Source organism: Bradyrhizobium sp. B120 (assembly GCF_049075665.1).
Lineage (GTDB): Bacteria > Pseudomonadota > Alphaproteobacteria > Rhizobiales > Xanthobacteraceae > Bradyrhizobium.
Genome location: NZ_CP185242.1, coordinates 5,239,735 through 5,257,756 on the forward strand (window position 1 = coordinate 5,239,735; position 18,022 = coordinate 5,257,756).

9 protein-coding genes are annotated in these 18,022 nt (G+C 66.3%); 2 read left to right on the top strand and 7 right to left on the bottom strand.

Annotated features, from left to right (window positions below):
- Window positions 1–2: 2 nt before the first annotated feature.
- The 6 genes from ACOIX3_RS24225 to nirB form a co-directional block, all read right to left on the bottom strand.
- Complete coding sequence (locus ACOIX3_RS24225; protein ID WP_420964578.1) at window positions 3–1,751, bottom strand: thiamine pyrophosphate-binding protein; 1,749 nt, start codon at window positions 1,749–1,751, stop codon at window positions 3–5.
- Window positions 1,748–3,277, bottom strand: coding sequence for a flavin monoamine oxidase family protein (locus ACOIX3_RS24230; protein WP_420964579.1), 1,530 nt, complete (start codon window positions 3,275–3,277; stop codon window positions 1,748–1,750). The genes ACOIX3_RS24225 and ACOIX3_RS24230 overlap by 4 nt, the downstream gene beginning before the upstream one ends.
- Window positions 3,278–3,291: 14 nt before the next feature.
- Window positions 3,292–6,621: an AAA family ATPase gene (locus ACOIX3_RS24235; RefSeq protein ID WP_420964580.1), complete on the bottom strand. Its 3,330-nt coding sequence runs from the start codon at window positions 6,619–6,621 to the stop codon at window positions 3,292–3,294.
- A 411-nt stretch (window positions 6,622–7,032) separates the two neighbouring features.
- The gene (locus tag ACOIX3_RS24240; protein WP_420964581.1) at window positions 7,033–9,696 is read right to left on the bottom strand and encodes a molybdopterin-dependent oxidoreductase; all 2,664 of its coding nucleotides are present in this window, start codon (window positions 9,694–9,696) and stop codon (window positions 7,033–7,035) included.
- A 21-nt stretch (window positions 9,697–9,717) separates the two neighbouring features.
- Window positions 9,718–10,047 (bottom strand): nitrite reductase small subunit NirD, encoded by a 330-nt coding sequence (nirD, locus tag ACOIX3_RS24245; protein ID WP_420964582.1) that lies wholly within the window; start codon window positions 10,045–10,047, stop codon window positions 9,718–9,720.
- Window positions 10,044–12,503 (bottom strand): nitrite reductase large subunit NirB, encoded by a 2,460-nt coding sequence (gene nirB, locus ACOIX3_RS24250; protein WP_342728461.1) that lies wholly within the window; start codon window positions 12,501–12,503, stop codon window positions 10,044–10,046. Before nirB ends, nirD begins: the two co-directional genes overlap by 4 nt.
- Window positions 12,504–13,137: 634 nt before the next feature.
- Here nirB and ACOIX3_RS24255 point away from each other — a divergent pair.
- On the top strand, window positions 13,138–14,397 hold the full coding sequence (locus ACOIX3_RS24255) for an MFS transporter (RefSeq protein ID WP_420964583.1): 1,260 nt from the start codon (window positions 13,138–13,140) through the stop codon (window positions 14,395–14,397).
- A 30-nt stretch (window positions 14,398–14,427) separates the two neighbouring features.
- Window positions 14,428–16,131 carry a protein kinase domain-containing protein gene (locus tag ACOIX3_RS24260; protein ID WP_420964584.1) on the top strand — a complete coding sequence of 568 codons (1,704 nt, stop codon included), beginning with the start codon at window positions 14,428–14,430 and terminating at the stop codon, window positions 16,129–16,131.
- A 20-nt stretch (window positions 16,132–16,151) separates the two neighbouring features.
- On the opposite strand, the gene ACOIX3_RS24265 is transcribed toward ACOIX3_RS24260, so the two are convergent.
- The gene (locus tag ACOIX3_RS24265; protein ID WP_420964585.1) at window positions 16,152–17,927 is read right to left on the bottom strand and encodes an acyl-CoA dehydrogenase family protein; all 1,776 of its coding nucleotides are present in this window, start codon (window positions 17,925–17,927) and stop codon (window positions 16,152–16,154) included.
- Window positions 17,928–18,022: the final 95 nt, after the last annotated feature.

Sequence of the window (18,022 nt, forward strand, 5' to 3'; positions counted from 1 at the left end):
CTTCAATCCAGTGACGCGCCTTTGGCGCGGTTCCAGGGGCCCACGGGCGTGGTGGCGTCACGGTCGCAGCTCACATCGACGATGAACGTGCCGCCCGAACGAAAGGCATGCTCGAAGGCGCCGACCAGGTCGCCGGGCTGCTCCACCACCACGCCGTCGGCACCGAGCGAGCGCGCAAATTGCACCCAGTCGTGGGTGCGAAGCAGGGACAGCTCGGCTGCGGCCGGGCTCATCTGCTTGGCCCGCAGGTAGACATTCCCCAAGGCGCCGTTGTTGATGACGACATAGACGATAGCGAGACCGTGACGCGCCGCGGTCTGGATCTCGATGCCGTGCATCAGCATGCAGCCATCGCCGGTGATCACCGCACACGGCAGCTCCGGCCGCGCCAGCTTGGCGCCGATTGCCGCGGGAATGGCCCAACCCATCGGCGCCATGGCGGTGGCGGTGAGATAGGCGCTGGGCCCATGACTTTGCCAGTAATGCCCGCCAAAGACCCGATGCGCGCCGGAGTCGACCAGCAGCACGCAGTCGCGCGGGGCCACCTGACGCAGGTCGGCAACGGCGCGCGCCGGGTGGATGGGCACCGCATTGCTGCGGGTGTTGGCCACATCGTACAGGCGCGGCATGGCGCGTATGCGCGCGGTCCACGCATCGCGCGCCGCCCGGGTGCCGGCGAGAGCGCTGCGCACCGGCTCGTCTTCCAACATCCAGCGCACAAACTCGCGCGCGTCGCCCACCACGGACCCGGTCACCGCATAGTCGCGACCGAACTCGCAAGCGTCGATGTCGACCTGTACGGTGACCGCCGGCAGGTTCGGACTCCACGACATGGTGTCGCGCTGGCTCAGGCCCGAGCCCAGGATCAACAGCACGTCGGCCTTCACGTCGGCCGCCGGCGGCGGGTTGGGGCCGGTGTCGTCGTCCGGCGTCAAAGCCAGTGTCGAATGGCGAGTCCCGCCATAGCCAAACACGCCCAGCGACAGGCGATGGTCTTCCGGGATCACGCCCTTGGCGCGCAACGTGGTGGCCACCGGAATGCCGAAGTTATCGGCAAGCCGCACGAGGTCCTCCGTGGCGCCGGATCTCACGCAGCCGTTTCCGGCCAGAATGGCGATGCGCGGGCCTGCCGTCAGCAACGCTCGCGCGGCGGCCGCGGTCTCCCGGTCCAGCACACGCGGCGGCGTTGCCGGGCCGTATTGCAGCGGGCGGTAGGCCTCGGTCACGGGCCGCTCGTGCAGATCTTGCGGCAGGCTCAGGAAGACCGGCCGCGGCGAGTCCCCCACCATAGTGCGCAAGGCCACATGCAAATGATGCGGCAGCAGACTGACCGCCGGCACTTCCTGAGCGAACGCCGTCACCGGCCGCATCAGGGCGACGTCGTTCATGCCGGTACCGCTGCCGTCCTGGAATGAGCCGCGGCCTTCCCAGTCGCTTTGCACTTCGCCGGTCACGGCGAGGATCGGCGACTCGTCGGCATAGGCATTGGCGAGCGCCGCGACCAGATTGGCCGCGCCCGGCCCGCCGATGCCGAGGCATACGCCAAACCTGCCGCTTGCCCGCGCATAACCGTCCGCCATGAAGCCCGCGCCGCCTTCATGGGCGGCGACGATGGCTTTCACGCCGGTGACGTCACCGAACTCGGTGAGGAAGCCGTCGATCAATCCGCCGGGCACCATGAAGACATGGCTGATGCCTTCCTGCTTGAGCGCGCCGAGCACGAATTCGATGGCGTTGGGTGACTTGTTCATCGCATGACACCCAGTTGGGCTGCGGCCGGCTTGCGCCCTTCGCTGACAGCCAGCGCGGTGCGCACGCCGGACTCGATGGCGCCCTCGATCCACGCATGCTTGAGCGAGGTGTGCTCGCCCGCGAAGTGAACCTTGCCGCCTTCCGGCTCGAGCAGGTAGGGCATCAGCATCTCGAACTGCCCGGGCGCGAAGATGGCCGCCTCGCCGCACGCGAAAGGATCCTGCATCCAGCTCTTGCTGGTGCCACCCACATACAGTTTACGCACGCCCTCGCCGTGCAATGCGCAGATGCCGTCCAACGCGAACTGCAGGCGCGTGGGCTCCGTCAGCGAGTCCCAGCGCAAGGCGTCCTCGCCCCAGACGTAGCTCGCGAGCACGACGCCGCCCCGGTTCGAGCCCATGTCGTGGCTCGGGTAGTAGATGTAGCGGTTGGCAAGGTCGGTGGTGGAGCCCCCGCCGTAGATGTCGTCGTCCTGCTCCCAGAAGCGGCGGCTGAATTCGAGCAAGACCTTGGTGGCGGCGTCATAGTGCAATTCGCGAATGGCGCGCCGGCGCTGCGGCACGAACAACGGGTCAGTGCGCACGAAGCGCAGGCTGGAAAAGGGGATCGCGACAATGGCCGCGTCGCCCTTGAAGGTCTCGCCACTGGTCGTACGCAGACTGACGCCGCTCCCGTCCCAGCTCAGCGCGCTCAGGCGCTGGCCAAAGCTGATGCTGTCTTTCAGCGCCGGCAGGAAGGCCTGCGGCAACAAGTCGTTGCCGCCGGGTATCTGCCAATAGCGAACCTTGTCATTGATGATGGCAAGCTCGATGAAGGCCTGCACGAAGGACGTCATCAATCGCGATTCCAGGTTGTTCAACACGACGATCATCTCGATCGCCTCCTCGGAATACAGCGTCTGTTCCTTCAGGAAGCGGCGCACCGAGAATTCGCCGAAGCGTTCGATCACCACCGGCCATCGCGACGCCGGATCGGCCTTGATGAAATCGCGCAGCGGCGCCAGCGCGGCGTCCAGCATTTGCTGCGCAGTCTGGCCTTCCTCGCCCGGCGGCAGCGGGAAGTTCAACTGGCCGGCGGTGTAGGCGCTACGCCTGATCTTCACGCCATTGACGAACAGCCATTCATTGTTGCGCGACACCGGGTCGGCAGCGTCGCGGGTCGCGGGGTCGATGTCGACGTTGAAGAAGGGTTCACGCGGCAGCCTGAACAGATCGGCGAATGCGCTCACCAGCTGGTGCTGGCTCGGGATCCGCATCGCGCCCGCTTCGGCATAGAGATCGCCGCTGAAGGAGCGAAAGGTATGCACGCGGCCGCCGACATAAGTGTTGGCTTCCAGAATGCGCACGTGGTGGCCTGCGTTGCGCAAAAGATACGCCGCGGTCAGGCCGGCCATGCCGGCGCCGACAATGATCACGTCCTGCGGGCGCGCCGGTCGCGGCAATCCCCGCTGGACGATCTGGACATACTCCTTGATGATCGGGTCCAGCGCCTCATCGCCCAGATCATGCAGCAGCGACTCTTCCATGGCGTTATTTCCCTTTATGATGCTTGGAGCAGCGTACGGGCTTCGCGCAGATCCGGTTCGTCATACCCTTCGGTGAAAGCGGAACAGGCGGTTTGCAGTTGATGCCCGTCGCGTCGCCCCCGGTGATGGCGCTCCAGGCGATAGAGGCTCATCGCCGCGCGCAACTCCAGTGACCGGTTATTCTGCCGACGCGCCAGGGCCAGCGCCTGGTGCAGGCTGTCCCGAGCGGCATCCGCCGCGCCGGCGTCTTCGGCGAGCAGCAATTCGGCTTTCAGGCGCAGCAGTTCAGGTTGCCAGCGGCGCTCGAGGGTGTGCTCGATGCGCTCCAATGCGTCGTTCACGGCGCGCAACCCCGCGGCCGCTTCGCCGTTCTTGAGATACAGCTCGGCCAGCATAGCCAGGTAGTTGGGCTGGGCCAGTTCGGCACCGGTCGCCTGCACCGCCTCGATGCCGCGCAGCATGGTGCGGATGCCTTCAGCCGTGTGGCCTTCTTCGCCCAACAGCCAGCCCTGAAGCACGGAGCCCCGCGCTTCCCAGTAGGAGAAGCCGCGCTCGGTGGAGCAGGCCATCAACTGCTGCAGGCAATCACGCGCCCGATCCGCGGCCCGTCTGAACTGATGCAGCAGCGACGCGTAGTACAAGGCGTGGGCGAGGCTCGGCAGATGCGACAATTCGTGTGCCAGACGCACCGATTCCTCGCTGCGCATCAGCGCCTGGTCGGCTAGGCCCTGATGCCACAACGCCCAGGCGCCGCAGGAAAGACTGGTGATGCGCGGGTCGCTGGCCGCCACACTGACATGCTGCCGCGGGTCGTACAGCGCCACGGCTTGTTCCAGGTTGGCGGCGGCGGGCTCGATCTCGCCCTGGTAATATTGCGTGGTGCCCATCGCATAACGCGCCATCGACCATTGTGTGTCGACGCCCGATTCCTCGGCCGAGGCGATGAGTTGCTCGGCGAGACCGCGCGACGCGGCCAGGCGGGCACGGTTCAAGTAGTAGCGCCACAGCCCGAACAAGATGGTGAACCGCTGCTCGGCCTCGCCCAGTTCGTTCGCGAGTTCGCGTGCCCGCTCGTAGGTCCGCTCGACCTCCGGCGCAGCATAGCCGCGCGCCGCCATCAGCGCCGGTCCGAGACCGAGCCTCACCTCAAGTTCCTGCTTGGACCGCTCGGACCCCGCGGGCAGGCCGGCCAACAATCCCAGCGCCGCATTGAACTGGCTGATTGCCTCACGATGCGCCGCGCGCCCGACTGACAATTGCGCCGCGCGCTGCCACTGCGGGATGGCCTGTGCGGCGAGGCCGGCCTCGGTGTAGTGATAGGCCAGCACCTCGGGTTGCCCCTGCGTAAGGGTGGCGAAGCTTTCCACCAGTACCTGGGCGACGCGCTGGTGAAACAGCTGGCGCGTGCTGCGCAGCAAGGAGCCATAGGCGGCGTCTTGCACCAGCGCGTGCTTGAAGGTGTAGGTGGCGCTGGGCGGCAGGCCGTGTTGCTGCAACACCTCGGCGACGACAAGCTGCTGCAGCGACTGGCGCAACGTCGCCTCGTCCATTTTGGCCACCGCATGCAACAGGTCGTAGGCAAAACTGCGCCCCAGCACGGCGCCTAGTTGGGCCACAGTCTTGGCCGTCGATAGACGGTCCAGGCGCGCCATCAACGAGTCGTGCACCGTGGCCGGAATGGCCAGTGGGGTCAGCGGGCCCACGAGTTCGTAGCGCTCGCCAAGGTCCCTGAGCAGACCGAGCTCCATCACCGTCTTGGTCAATTCCTCGACGAATAGCGGCACGCCATCCGTCTTCTTGATGATCTGCTCCAGCACCTCCGCCGGCAGCGGCTTGCTGCCCGTCACCTGCAGCACCAGCTGGCTGATCTCGCTGCGCGCCAACCGGCCGAGGCGCAGCGCGTTGACCTGCGGCCGCGCACCCCAGGGCGGCTGGAAGTTGGGTCGGGCCGCGGTCAGCAACAGGATGTTGGCCGTGGGCACCTGATCGATCAGCAAGCCCAGGAGTTCCAGCGTGGAAGGATCCAGCCAATGCAGATCTTCGACCACAAGCAGGACCGGTTTGTGTGCGGCCAGCGCCAGCAACAGAGTGAGGATCGCTTCCAGCGTCTCCTTTTGCGTCCCGGCCGTCGCGGCGGGTTGGCCAGCTTCGCTGGGGAGCGACAGCAAGGCGGCGAACACGCTCGCCATGCGGGCGTCGCCGAGACCATGCAAGGCGAGGCCCTGATGCAGCTTGGCGAGGCGTGCCGGCGCGTCGTCGCCGGGCTCAAATCCCAGCAACCCTTGCAGGAGATCGATGACCGGGTGCAGCGCGGTGTTTTGGTGGTATGCCGAGCCGCTGGCCGAGAAGCACAGGGCGTGACCGGCCGACACATGGGCGCGCAGCATATGAACCAGGCGCGACTTGCCGATGCCGGCCTCGCCGCTGAGGCAGACCACCTGCCCCGTTCCTTCCACCACCTGGGCCCAGCGGTCCTGCAGCAACGAAACCTCGCTGTGCCGCCCGACCAGAGCCGTTAGTCCCGCGGAGGTGGCGGCTTCGAAGCGGCTGGCCGTCTTGCTTATGCCGCGGATGCGATAGCCATGCGTGGGGGGCGCGATGCCCTTGAGCGTCAGCTCGCCCAAATCCTCGTAATCGAACGTTCCTCCGGCCAGGCGCCGCACCTGCTCGCTCACCACGATACTGCCGGGGTGGGCTACGCTTTGTAGCCGCGCGGCGAGATTTGGTGTGTCGCCGACCACCGGATGCTCCTGCGCGGAGCCTTGTCCAATGAGATCGCCGACGACCACGACCCCCGTCGCAATACCGATGCGGATTTGAAGCAGGTCGGCGGCCCGCGTCTCCAGCCCCGCAAGGACAGCAACGATTTCGAGACCGGCGCGCACGGCGCGCTCAGCATCGTCTTCATGCGCGAGCGGATAGCCGAAATAGGCCACGATGCCGTCGCCCAGGAATTTGGCGACAAAACCTTCATAGCGCGCGATGACGCCCGAGCACGCGTCCTGATAGGAGCGCATCACCTCGCGCATGTCCTCTGGATCGAGTCGCGCCGACAGTGCGGTCGAGCCAACCAAATCGCAGAACATGACGGTCAATTGACGACGCTCCGCGGCGTCCCGCGGGCTCGGTTCGGCCGACGTCGGTTGCGATACCTCCGCCGTTTCCGTGGCGCTCAATTTCGCGATCGCCTTGAGGAGGCGCTTGCGGTGCCCCAACGGCACACCGAGCTTCTCAAGATCGTTCTCGGTCAGCTCAAGCAGGACTTCGGCATCGACTTCGTTCGCCCGGAACAGCGTTCCATACTGTTCGAGGCCCAGTTCCTGCAACCATCCCTCGACGTCCATGGTCGCGTTCCAATCGGTTTCAAAATCCTTTGCCGTAATATCCTATTGCGCGCTGCTGCTTTCGTAGCTCTACGATCGCCTGCAACGGGAGCTTCATCGGGCCGGCCCGACCTTCGGTCACCTGCCGGCCTTCAGCCTTAAATCATTGGCGCACGCAACTTGGCACTTCGATCGAAGTGCTGGAAAATTGATGAATGATTTGTACGGAATCAATCGAAACGTGATGGAATCGCAACTGCGGCGCCAGATACTGCAAACCGTATTTTCTATTGCGGCTTCCATCTGAACGAACGCTATCTGAAGTTTCTTGAGGAAACTATTGCACGTCTTCCGGCAATACGCAATGAATACAGCCGCTTCGCACTTTTCGGATCATGCGATCATTCGCTCGGCTCGCGCGGGCAGCGAGCCTCAGGACGCGATCGCCTGCCGCGGCTGCGCGGTGGCGCCGATCAGCTTCCCGATCTCGGGCTTGCAGCCGCCGCAATTGGTGCCGGCCTTCAGGCAGCGGCCGATCGCCTCGACGCTGCCCGCGCCCTTCCTGATCTCGGCGGTGATCTGGTGTCGTCCGACGCTGAAGCAGGAGCAGACGATCGGCCCAACATCCTCGCCGGCGCCGAACGGCCGCCCGGCGAGCAGCGCCATCCGCGCATTGGCCGACAATTGCTGCTCCGCGAACAACCCGGTCAGCCACGCCCGCGACGGCAGCGCGTGGTTGGGCGCGATGAACACGCAGCCCTCGAGCCGGCCGTCGCGCACCGCCGCGTAGCGGAAACGGCCCGCGGCCGGATCGCGATAGGCGATCCATTCGATCTCGACGCCTTCGAGGCCGAGCTGCGTCCGCGCCCAGTCGCGCCAGCTCTCCGGGCGGACGTCGAGCGCGAGCTCCAGCCGCGTGCAATCGCCGGCCTTGCCGTAAACCCAGTAGCCGCTTGCCGGACGCTTGATCGCATCGCGGCTCAGGATGAAGGCGTGCCATTTCGGCGCGTAAGGATCGGCCTTGACCGGCGTGTGCTTGGACTCCGGCTGGCCGGACAGCGGATCGACCGCCGGATTGACCAGCGCGTTGACGCGCCCCTCGCCGGCAAATTCCTCGTTCCAGTGCATCGGCACGAACACGCAGCCGCGGCGCTGGTCGGCGCTGACCACGACGCGCGCGATCATCTCGCCCCAGTTGCTGGTCAGCCGCGTCAATCCTTCGTTCTGCAGACCGGCCTGCCGCGCGTCCTCGGGGTGAAACTCGGCATAGGGCTCGAAGATATGCGACAGCAGCCGTCCGGTTTTCCCGGTCCGGGTCATGGTGTGCCACTGATCGCGGACGCGACCGGTGTTGAGCACCAGCGGAAAGTCGCGGCTGGTCGCATGCCGCGCCGCGCGCGGAGCGATCGGCACGAAGCGCGCCTTGCGGTCGGGCGTGAAGAATTTCTGGCTCTCGAACATCCGGGGCGTGCCGGCCGGATACTCCGATGTCACCGGCCACTGCACCGGCGCCAGCGCGTCATAGGCGCCGTCATCGAGCGCAGCCAGCGCCGAGATATCGAAATCGCGCTGGCCGTTATTCTCGAAGCCGGACAGTTCGGCGTGCTCGCGGAACACGTCTGCGGCTGACGCGTAATCGAAGCCGGAATAGCCCATGCGGGCGGCGACGTCGCAGATGATCCGCCAGTCGGCGCGCGCCTCGCCGGGCGCGGCGAGGAACGGCCGCTGCCGCGAGATCCGGCGCTCGGAATTGGTGACGGTGCCGTCCTTCTCGCCCCACGCCAAGGCCGGCAGCAGCACGTCGGCATGCCGCGTGGTGTCGGTGTCGCGCATGCAATCCGTCACCACGACGAGCTCGCAGGCGTCGAGCGCGGCGCGGGCGCGGTCGGCATCGGGCAAGCTCACCACCGGATTGGTCGAGATGATCCACACCGCCTTGATGCGGCCACTCGCGATGGCATCGAACATGTCGACCGCCTTCAGCCCGCCCTTCTCCGCAATCACAGGCGCGCGCCAGAACCGCTGCACCAGATCGCGATGCGCCGGGTTCTCGAGCTCCATATGCGCGGCAAGCTGGTTGGCGAGGCCGCCGACCTCGCGGCCGCCCATCGCGTTGGGCTGGCCGGTGAGCGAGAACGGCCCCATGCCGGGACGGCCGATCCGCCCGGTCAACAGATGGCAATTGATGATGGCGTTGACCTTGTCGACGCCGCTCGACGACTGGTTGATGCCCTGCGAGTACAGCGTGACGACGCGCTCGGTCCGGGTGAACCAGTCGAAGAACAGTCCGACCGCGCCTTCGCTCAGCCCACACGTCGCAGCCGTCTGCGCCAGGGTCTGGCCGGCCACCTGCTTGAGGGCGTCGACGATTCCCGTCGTGCAATTGCCGACAAAGCCGCGATCGACCGCGTTGCTGCCGGCGAGGAATGCGAACAGCCCGTTGAACAGCACGGAATCGCTGCCGGAGCGCAGCGGCAGATGCAGATCGGCGCCCTCGCAGGTCGCGGTGCGGCGCGGATCGATCACCACGATCTTGCACGCCGGGTTCTTCTCCTTCGCCGCCAGCATACGCTGATGCAGGATCGGATGGCACCAGGAGGCGTTGGAGCCGACCAGCACCAGAAGGTCGGCCTGCTCGAGATCCTCGTAGCAGCCCGGCACGGTGTCGCTGCCGAACGCGCGCTTGTGTCCGGCGACGCTGGAGGCCATGCACAGCCGCGAATTGGTGTCGATATTGGCGGTGCCGACGAAGCCCTTGGCGAGCTTGTTGATGACGTAATAGTCCTCGGTCAGGAGCTGGCCGGAGACGTAGAACGCGACCGCGTCAGGTCCGTGCTCGCGAATAACGCGACTGAAGCCATCGGCGACACGATCGAGCGCGTCATCCCAGCCCGCCGGCGCGCCGTCGACAACAGGCGCGAGCAGACGCCCGTCGAGATCGATGGTCTCGGCGAGCGCCGAGCCTTTGCTGCAGAGCCGGCCGAAATTGGCCGGATGCTGCTTGTCTCCTTCGACCCGGACGGCGCCCGCCGCGTCCTTCGACGCGATGACGCCACAGCCGACACCGCAATAGGGACACGTGGTCTTGACGGACATGGCTGGCCGATCCTTGCCCGCTCAGCTCACCGCAGCCGCCTGCCGCAGCGACAGCCAGACAACGCCGTTCTCGACCTTGGCCGGATGGGTATGGGTGCAGCCTTCATCAGGCGCGACCGCCTGCCCGCTCGCCAGCTCGATGACGAAATTATGCAGCGGACAGGTCACGCGCTTGTTGTGCACGATGCCCTGCGAGAGCGGCCCGCCCTTGTGCGGGCAGCGATCGTCGAGCGCGAACACCTCGTCGCTCTCGGTCCGGAACACCGCGATGTTGCCGCCCGGCGTCCGCACCACGCGCGAGCCGAGCCGCGGAATGTCGTCGAGCGCGCCGATTTCGATCCAGCTGGTCATGCGAGCTCCAATTCGGCGAGAGGCGCGAACTCGTTGCGGTCGACGCCGCGGCTGGCGCGCTCGGCCCACGGATCGGTCTGCGCGAACTGCTGCGAATGGGCAAAGCGGGCGAACAGCGCCTTGCGGTTCGCGATGTCGTCGACCACGCGCTTCCTGATCTGCTCGAGGCCGACGCGGTCGCACCATTTGTACATGCGCTCCAGATACCAGCCCTCCTCGCGATAGAGCTGGGTCAGCGCCACGATCACCTCGAGCGTCTCGTCCTCGGTCTCGACCTTGGTCAGGAACTCGGTGCCCTTGATGTGCAAGCCCGCGGCGCCGGCGAAGTGGATCTCGTAGCCGGAATCGACGCAGACCACGCCGACGTCCTTGCAGGTCGCTTCCGCGCAATTCCGCGGGCAGCCCGAGACGCCGAGCTTGACCTTGGCCGGCGTCCACGAGCCCCACATGAACTTCTCGAGCTTGACGCCGAGACCGGTGGAGTCCTGGGTGCCGAAGCGGCACCATTCGGAGCCGACGCAGGTCTTCACCGTGCGCAGGCCCTTGGCGTAGGCATGGCCCGACACCATACCGGCATCGTTGAGATCGGCCCACACCGCCGGAAGGTCCTCCTTCTTGACGCCGAGCAGGTCGATGCGCTGGCCGCCGGTGACCTTCACCGTCGGGATGTTGAACTTCTCGGCGACATCGGCGATGGCGCGCAGCTCACTCGGCGTGGTGACGCCGCCCCACATCCGCGGCACCACCGAATAGGTGCCGTCCTTCTGGATGTTGGCGTGGACGCGCTCGTTGATGAAGCGCGACTGCTGGTCGTCGCGATATTCGCCCGGCCAGGTCGCGAGCAGATAGTAGTTCAGCGCCGGACGGCAGGAATGGCAGCCGTTCAGCGTCTTCCACTCCATGAAGCGCATCACGGCGGGAATGGTCTTGAGCTGCTGCTCGACGATGACGCGGCGAACGTCGTCGTGGCTATGATCGGTGCACTTGCACAGCGGCTTGACCTTCGGCGCCGCCGAATAGTCGCCGCCGAGCGTGAACGCCAGCACCTGCTCGACCAGGCCGGTGCAGGAGCCGCAGGACGACGACGCCTTGGTATGGGCGCGGACGTCGTCGAGCGTGAACAGCTTCTTCTCGGAGATCGCCTTGACGATCGCGCCCTTGCAGACGCCGTTGCAGCCGCAGATCTCGGTCTCGTCGCTCATCGCGGCAACCGAGTTCTGGCCGTTGACGCCGCCGTCGCCCAGATTGGCGGCGCCGAACACCAGGCGCTCGCGCATGTGCGAGACGTCGGTGCCGTCGCGCAGATGCTGGAAGTACCAGGGGCCGTCGATGGTATCGCCATAGAGCACGGCACCGACGATCTTCTTGTCCTTCAGGATGATGCGCTTGTAGACGCCGCGATTGGCGTCCTGCAGCACGATCTCCTCCTTGTCCGGGCCCGGCGCGAAGTCGCCGGCCGAGAACAGGTCGATGCCGGTGACCTTCAGCTTGGTCGAGGTCACCGAGCCGTCATAGGTGGCAAAGCCCTTCATCGCAAGATGGTTGGCGCAGACCTTGGCCTGGTCGAACAGCGGCGCAACGAGACCATAGGTCTGGCGGCGGTGCTGCACGCATTCGCCGACCGCGTAGATGCGGCCGTCATAGGTCTGCATGGTGTCGGAGACGACGATGCCGCGTTCGCAGTACAGCCCGGCCTTCTTGGCGAGCTCGAAGTTCGGGCGGATGCCGACCGCCATCACCACGAGATCGGCCGCCAGCTCGGTGCCGTCGCCGAAGCGCACGCCGGTGACGCGGTCCTCGCCGAGGATCGCCTGGGTCTGCGCCGGCATCTTGAACACCATGCCGCGCTCTTCCAGCGACTTACGCAGCAGCCCGCCGGCCACGGGATCGAGCTGGCGCTCCATCAAGGTGTCGAGCAGATGCACCACCGTGACGTTCATGCCGCGCTTCATCAGCCCGTTGGCGGCTTCGAGGCCGAGCAGGCCGCCGCCGATCACGACGGCGTTGCGGTAGTCGGTCGAGGCCTTGATCATGCGGTCGACATCATAGATGTCGCGGAAGCCGATCACGCCCGGCAGGTCCTTGCCCGGCAGCGGCAGCATGATCGGGTTTGAGCCGGTCGCGATCAAAAGGCGGTCATAAGGCACGCGATCGCCGGCATCGGTGACGACTTCGCAGGTCCGGCGATCGATCATGCTGATCGTCTCGCCCTTGCGCAGCGTGATGTTGTTGTCCTCGTACCAGTCGACGGTGTTGAGCATGATGTCGTCGACGGTCTTCTCGCCGGCGAGCACCGGCGACAGCAGGATGCGGTTGTAATTGCCGTACGGCTCGGAGCCGAACACCGTGATGTCGTAGAGATCGGGTGCGCGCTCGAGCAGCGCCTCCACCGTGCGGATGCCGGCCATCCCGTTGCCGATCACCACGAGCTTCTGCTTGGTCACTTTGTCGAGCATGGTCTGCCTTTCAATTCCGACGGCGCTACGCAGCGACGCGATGTGCGTCGTTGATGGGCACCGATAAGGTTTGGAGTTGTAGGAAGCCCAGCCGCGGGCGCAGACCGTCTTCGATGACGACCGATGTTCCGTTATCGATTGGTATTCAAAACGCGTGCCAACTTTGGGCGAACGGATTTGGACGCAAAATCAATGGGTTCTCGGCAATCTCGAATCTGCCTCATGATGCGCCGCGCGGACGGCAGGCCGATTTTTTAGCCACGCCGATGATCTCTTGTGCATCACAGCATCGGCGGCCGCGGCCGCAAACGTGAACCCGTCATTGATACGCCATCGCGCGCTCGTGACGCATCGCACAAGAAAGCATCAGCGTGCGCGTTTGCGCGGCGGCGCTTGCCGCTAGCCACGCCAATCCCGATCGCGCGACGCGGTTCGCGATCTCGTAGCAACGTCTTGCGACTGCAAGGCAAAGCGGCGCGATCGATTCGATGGCACGCAAATTGCTGATCTGAACGGTTGACGGAGTGCGTCTCAACGACGAGCGCGCTCACCATTCACCCACATTCGATTTATCTGCGCCCGAGAGAGCCGCACCCGTGCGGCTATCTCCGCCGCATCACCGCGAGACGTTGCGATGAAGCTAGCCGAGTTCAAGAAGGCAGGTCACTGGCCGACCCTGCTCGCCGCGTTCCTGTACTTCGACATCAGTTTCATGGCGTGGGTCGCGCTCGGACCGCTGATCGTCTACATCGCGCGCGACATGAATCTGGCCGTGAACGAGAAGTTCACCCTGGTCGCCATTCCGGTGCTCGCCGGCGCATTGTTGCGCGTGCCGATGGGCATTCTCGCCGACATCATCGGCGCCAAGCGCACCGGCATCATCGCCCAGCTCGTCGTGATCGCCGCGACCGCGTCGGTCTGGCATTTCGGGCTGACCAGCAAGCTCTCGATCGAGCTGTTCGGGCTTGCGCTCGGCGTCGGCGGCGCCTCGTTCGCGGTCGCCCTGCCCCAGGCCAGCCGCTGGTATCCGCCGCAATATCAGGGCGTGGTCATGGGGATCGCCGGTGCCGGCAATATGGGCGTCGTGCTCGACACGCTGCTCGCACCGAGCATTGCCGAACATTGGGGCTGGCAGGCCGTGTTCGGATGCCTCCTGATCCCGATGCTGATGGTGCTTGCCTATTACGCGCTCGCGGCCAAGGACGCGCCGGGCGAGCGCAAGAAGATCTCGCTGCAAGCCTACGGCGCGCTGCTGAAGGATTCCGACAGCCGCTGGTTCATGTTCTTCTACTTCATCACGTTCGGCGGCTTTGTCGGCCTCGCCAACGCGCTGCCACTCTATTTCACCGTGCAGTATCACGTCTCGGGCGTCGCGGCCGGCATGCTGGTCGCGCTGATCGTCGCGTTCGGCTCGGGCTTCCGCCCCGTGGGCGGCATGATTGCCGACCGCATCGGCGGCATTCGTTCGCTGTCGATCTTGTTCGGCGTCGTCGTCGCGGCCTATCTCGTCATCGCCTTCATGCCGGAGGGCCCGACCGCGCCGGCTGCGGGCGGCTGGGCGTTGACCGAGCTGCCGCGCATCGCCTGGATCTCGGTGCTGCTGTTCTCGATCGGCGTGCTGGCGCTCGGCATGGGCAATGGCGCGGTGTTCCAGCTGATCCCGCTGCGCTTCCGCCACGAGATCGGCCTGATGACCGGACTTGTCGGCTGCGCCGGCGGCATTGGCGGCTTCTTCCTCGCCCAGACGCTTGGCTTCGCCAAGGGCATGACCGGCGGCTTCGGCGCCGGCTTCCTGTTCTTCGGCGTGCTGGCGTTGCTTGGCTTCATCGGACTTGCGATGGTCAAGGTCCGCTGGCGCACCACCTGGGGCGCGGTGTCGGGAGCGCGCGTCTAACGGCCCGCTCCGAAAAGGACGGGTTCGGACGTGTCGAACGGCGCGCAACACGATCTGGGCGTACGCGTCGGTTTCGCCAGCGAGACCGGCAAGCGCGCCGCCAATGAAGACTATGTCGCGGCCTGCCTCGGCCAGCCGGGCGCGCTGCATCGCGAGGTGGTGGCCGCGGTCGCCGACGGCGTCGGCGGCCACAAGGGCGGACGCGAGGCCGCGGAGGTCGCGGTCCGCAGCTTCATCGACGCCTATTATTCGCTGCCCGAGACGCTCGGCGTCCGCCGCCGCGCCGCGCGGGCACTTGAAGCCGCCAACAGCTGGATCTACGGCCAGGGCCGCGTCGATGCTGCGCGCAGCGGCATGGCCTGCGCGTTCTCCTCGATCATCCTGTCGCGTCGGCAATGCCATGTGATCCATATCGGCGACACCCGCGCCTACCGCCTGAGCGACGGACGGCTCGAGCGGCTGACGCAGGACCACATCGCCGGCCGCGGCGACCTCGCCCATCTGCTCAGCCGCGCCATCGGTTTCGAGGAGTTCGCCCGCTTCGACTACACTTCCGTCGGGCTCCGGCAACATGACCGCCTCGTCATCTGCAGCGACGGGGTTCACGGCGCGCTCGGCGATTCCCGCCTCCAGCAGCTGCTGGAGGAACGCACGCCGCCCGACGAATCGGCGCGCAGCATCGTCGATGCCGCGCTCGCGGCCGGCAGCAGCGACAACACGACCGCGCTGTTGCTCGACGTCGTCGACCTGCCACCGGCGGACCGCGACGATCTCACCCACGCGATCGCGACCTTGCCGATTTTGGACTTGCCGGAGAGCGGCGACACGATCGACGATTTCGCACTCTCCGACGTGCTGTCCGACGGACGCTACAGCCGCCTGTTCAGAGCGACCGACAAGCGCGCCGGCCGCGAGGTCGTGCTGAAGTTTCCGCATCCGCGGGTCGCCAGCGAAGGCTCCTACCGCCTCGCCTTCGTGCGCGAGGCCTGGGTCGCCGCACGCGTGCGCAGCCTCTGGATCGGCGAAATCATCGAGGTGCCGGCGGAGCGGCAGACCAGGCTCTATTCGGCGATGCCCCTCTACGAGGGCGAAACGCTGGAGCAGCGGCTTGGCCGCGCGCCGCGGCTGTCGCTCACCGAAGGCATTGCGATCGCAACCAAGCTGGTGCGCGCGGTCACGGCGCTACACCGCGCCGGCATCATCCATCGCGACATCAAGCCCGACAATGTGATCCTGCTGAAAGACGGCGGATTGCGCCTCGTCGATCTCGGCGTCGCGCGCGTGCCGCTGCTGGAGGATTTTCCCGCCGAGGATATTCCGGGCACGGCGAGCTACATGGCGCCGGAACTGTTCGGCGGCAAGGCCGGCGACGAGGCCTCCGACCTGTTTGCGCTCGGCGTTACCGTCTACCGTATGTTCACCGCGAACTATCCGTTCGGCGAGATCGAGCCGTTCTCGCGGCCACGGTTCGGCAAGCCGGCACCGCTGTCACGCTACCGGCCGGACCTGCCGGCCTGGCTCGATGCCGTGATCGGCAAGGCGCTCAGTATCGAGCCCGCGCAACGCTTCGGCGACGCCATCGAGTTCGCGCATGAACTGGAGAACGGCGCGACCTGGGCCGGCCCCGCCGTCACGACGCGCAAATCGCTGCACGACCGCGATCCCGTGACCTTCTGGAAGGTGCTGTGCGCCATCCTCGTCCTGATCATCGTGGTGCTGCTGGCGCGACATTGATCCGCGCCAAGACCTGGCGATCAGGCATCCAGCAACGCCGCTGCCTGTGCGAGCGGAACCGCTTCATTCCCGAGCACCAGCGCGATGGCCTCGCGCTCCCACGCATCGTCGGCCGGCGCCAGCGGGTCCTTGGCGGTCAGGCGATGCTCGAGCACGAAGCGCGACAGCAACAGCCGCCTCGCATCGACCTCCGGCTGGGATCCTTCCCATGCGAGCGTGATCGCCGAGGTCGCATGGTAGAGCGCGCTGGCGGCAAGCCGCGCCGTGTGCTCCGAGCCGGGATCGGCCGCGACCTGCTCGGCAAAGCCGACCGCGCGGTCGAGCGCGATCCGAAGGCGCTTGCGGAACGGCTCGGGCAACGCCTTCGCCTCCTCGAGGCGCGCCTGAAGGACAGTGGCAAGCGCCCGGTGCGCGCCGCTCTTGCCGACGGCGCGCGAAATGATGTCGAGCGCGTTGATGTTGCTGGTGCCCTCCCAGAGCACGCCGACATGGGCGTCGCGCACCAGCCGTGGCTGCACCCATTCCTCGATGTAGCCGTTGCCGCCGCGCACCTCCATCGCACCGGTGGCGACCGGAATGTTGTCGCGGCAGGCGCGATACTTCAACAGCGGCGTCAGGATGCGCAGCAGGTCCCTTGCCTCCGCCGAGCCGGCATTGGCATCGTCCATCGCCCGCGCGGCCACCAGCATCATCGACAGCGCCTGCTCGGTCGGCACGATCAGCTTCATCAGCTGACGGCGCAGCAGCGGGAAATCCATGACGCACTGGCCAAACGCCGTGCGCGACGAGGCGCTGACGACTGCCTCGTTGACACAGCGCCGCATCATCGCGGCGGCGCGCACGCCGTGCGACAGGCGCGAGAGGTTGACCTGCTCCATCATCTGCTTGAGGCCCTGCGTGGGGTCACCGACCAGATAGGCAACCGCGTTGTCGAGCCGGATCTCGCCTGATGCCATCGATTTGGTGCCGAGCTTGTCCTTGAGGCGGACGATCCGGTAGCTGTTGCGCCGGCCGTCCTTGAGACGGCGCGGCAGCGCGAACAGTGCGAGCCCCCTGGTGCCATCGGGCGCACCTTCCGGCCGCGCCAGCATCAGCGCGACGTCGGCATCGGCGTGCGAGCAGAACCATTTGTCGCCGGTCAGACGCCAGACGTCGCCGTCCCGGCGCGCGACGGTCTCGACGGCGCCGACGTCGGAGCCGCCGGCGCGCTCGGTCATGAACTGGGTACCCTTCCACAGCGTCGCCATATCATCCGACAGCATCTTCGGCAGCAGATAGGCCTTGAGCTCGTCGGAGCCGAACTTGCGGATCAGGTGTGTCGACGTGTCGGTGACGCTGATCGGGCACATCAGCCCGAACTCGGACTGCACGAACAGATACTGAAACACGTACTTGGCCACGGCCGGCAGCGGCCGGTCCATGCCGAGCACACCGGCGCGATGGCTCATGGCATGAAACTGAAAATCGCCGAAGGCGATCGCCTCCATCTCGCGGTAGGCCGGGTGATAGTCGATCCAGTCCTCGTCACGGCCGTAGGCGTCCCTCGGATTGAGTACCGGCGCATGCTTGTCGGCGATCCGGGCCAGCCGGTCGAGCCTGCCGCCCGCCAATTCGCCGAGCCGCTTGAAGTGCGGCTCCAGCCGCTCGCGATCCTCGCGCGCCAGATAGAGCCCCAGAAGGCCGCGGAGCCCGCGATCGAGATCATAGAAATTGAGGCCTGCGCAATCATGCGAGATGTGGCGGGCCGGATCGGCGGCATCGTTGGAGCTGCGAAGGTCGCGCGCGCTCATCTGCATCGGGGCTCTCCTGGTTCGGGATGACGTCGCGGCAGCCGCGCCGGTGTGCGCAAGGTCATCGCTCGGTGTTCAAACTTCGCCCGCAACATCGGGAA

Excerpts from the sequence above, each read along its gene's own strand:
- ACOIX3_RS24225 (WP_420964578.1), bottom strand. The coding sequence starts at position 1,751 with ATGAACAAGTCACCCAACGCCATCGAATTCGTGCTCGGCGCGCTCAAG.
- ACOIX3_RS24230 (WP_420964579.1), bottom strand. The coding sequence starts at position 3,277 with ATGGAAGAGTCGCTGCTGCATGATCTGGGCGATGAGGCGCTGGACCCG.
- ACOIX3_RS24235 (WP_420964580.1), bottom strand. The coding sequence starts at position 6,621 with ATGGACGTCGAGGGATGGTTGCAGGAACTGGGCCTCGAACAGTATGGA.
- ACOIX3_RS24240 (WP_420964581.1), bottom strand. The coding sequence starts at position 9,696 with ATGTCCGTCAAGACCACGTGTCCCTATTGCGGTGTCGGCTGTGGCGTC.
- nirD (WP_420964582.1), bottom strand. The coding sequence starts at position 10,047 with ATGACCAGCTGGATCGAAATCGGCGCGCTCGACGACATTCCGCGGCTC.
- nirB (WP_342728461.1), bottom strand. The coding sequence starts at position 12,503 with ATGCTCGACAAAGTGACCAAGCAGAAGCTCGTGGTGATCGGCAACGGG.
- ACOIX3_RS24255 (WP_420964583.1), top strand. The coding sequence starts at position 13,138 with ATGAAGCTAGCCGAGTTCAAGAAGGCAGGTCACTGGCCGACCCTGCTC.
- ACOIX3_RS24265 (WP_420964585.1), bottom strand. The coding sequence starts at position 17,927 with ATGCAGATGAGCGCGCGCGACCTTCGCAGCTCCAACGATGCCGCCGAT.